General features: G+C 61.5%; 2 protein-coding genes. One reads left to right on the top strand and one right to left on the bottom strand.

Going from position 1 to position 1,617, the window contains the following annotated elements; translation table 11 throughout:
- On the bottom strand, positions 1-485 hold a 485-nt coding region (locus BLS48_RS34550; RefSeq protein ID WP_143019607.1), incomplete at its 3' end, for a GntR family transcriptional regulator.
- A gap of 72 nt (positions 486-557) precedes the next feature.
- Between BLS48_RS34550 and BLS48_RS34545 the strand changes: the two genes are divergently transcribed.
- The coding region (locus tag BLS48_RS34545; protein WP_091586690.1) for a trans-sulfuration enzyme family protein at positions 558-1,617 on the top strand (1,060 nt) is incomplete at its 3' end.

Raw genomic sequence — 1,617 nt, 5'->3', positions numbered from 1 at the left:
TCATAGGCCAGCCTTCCTGGGCGTTGCGACATCGCGGCGTTCATCGCCCGCTTCCAGATCAGCGCCGGGAAATCAGATGGTGCGAGGTCGCCATAACGGAAATCGACCTTCAAGTGGGTGGGCAGGTAATCGGACCATGGCGGGCTGCCATGCAGTCGCTCGCCATAGCTGGAAAGATGGATCGGGCCAGACCGTTTTGGAACCGTGCTGCTGGCTTCGCGACGGACCGAAGCGGCGACGCGAGGCCGTGCGCCTTGGGTAACCTCGATGAAGCCTTCCGCAAGCAGCTGCTCGTAGGCGACGGTGACCGTCGTTCGCGAAACGCCGAGGTCATTTGCGAGGCCGCGAGACGACGGCAGCTGACTGCCGGTCTCATAGACACCGGTCAGGATCTGCTCGCGAAGAGCTTCGTAGATCTGGCGCCCGCCCACACCCTGCGTGCGACCTGCCGACACGGCACGAGTAGGCTGGACCATTTGTTTCATCGTCAACTGGACGTTACATCCAAGCCAGTTTGGCGGCAATGTTCTTAAAACCAAAAGGATTTCAAAACATCGATGCCGCGCACCACAGATCAATCCGAAACCGCTACGCCGACGCCGTCCCCTCACGACGCCGATTTCGCATTCGCGACCCGGGCCATCCATCATGGCTATGATCCAGCCGGCTTTTCCAACGCCGTCCAGCCGCCCGTGTTTCTTACCTCCACCTACGGGTTCGAAAGTGTGGCTGCAAACGAGGCAGCCGCAGCACTGGGCGGAAGACTCTACGCACGCGAATACAATCCGACGACCGAAATCCTCGAAAAACGGCTCGCCAATCTCGAAGGAGCCGAAGCGGGGCTGGTCGTCGCCTCGGGAATGGCTGCTTTCGGCACGCTGATCCTGTCGCTGCTGTCGCAAGGCGACGAACTCATCGTCCACCAGACGCTTTATGCCAACACACTCGCCATGGTCGAACAGGCGGTGCCCCGGTTTGGCATCAAGGTCGTCGCGGTGGATCTATCCGTACCCAGCAATCTCAAGGGCGCCATAACTGACAGGACCAGGCTTGTCTTCTTCGAGACGCCGGTCAACCCGCTGAGCCGCATCCTCGACATCGCGGCCATAGCCGAACAGGCCCATGCGCGCGGCGTGAAGGTCGCGGTCGACAGCACCTTTGCCTCGCCCGCGCTACAGCGTCCCCTGGAACACGGGGCCGATATAGTGATCCACTCGCTGACCAAGTATATCAATGGCCACGGAGATGCTTTGGGCGGGGCAATCCTGGGCGATGCGAAAACGCTTCACACCCTGCACGAAACGGGCTTGCGCTATATCACCGGCGCAGCGCTTTCGCCGCTGTCGGCGTTCCTGATTTTGCGCGGCCTGAAAACGCTTCCCCTGCGGATGGAACGTCACAGCACCTCCGCCCTTGCGGTAGCGAAGTCGCTCGAGTCACACCCGGCCGTGGCCTGGGTGAGTTATCCGTTTCTCGACTCTCATCCCGATCTGGTGCTCGCGCGCAGACAGATGTCGCAGGGCTCGGGCATGTTAGCTTTTGGCCTCCACACCGGGTTCGAGGGCGCGCGCGCGATGATGGACCGGCTCAAGCTGATCACCCGAGCGGTCAGCCTCG

The organism is Mesorhizobium qingshengii, from assembly GCF_900103325.1.
GTDB classification, from domain to species: Bacteria; Pseudomonadota; Alphaproteobacteria; order Rhizobiales; family Rhizobiaceae; genus Mesorhizobium; species Mesorhizobium qingshengii.
The sequence above is the reverse complement of the archived record's forward strand: the minus strand, read 5'-3'. Positions and strand labels throughout refer to the sequence as shown.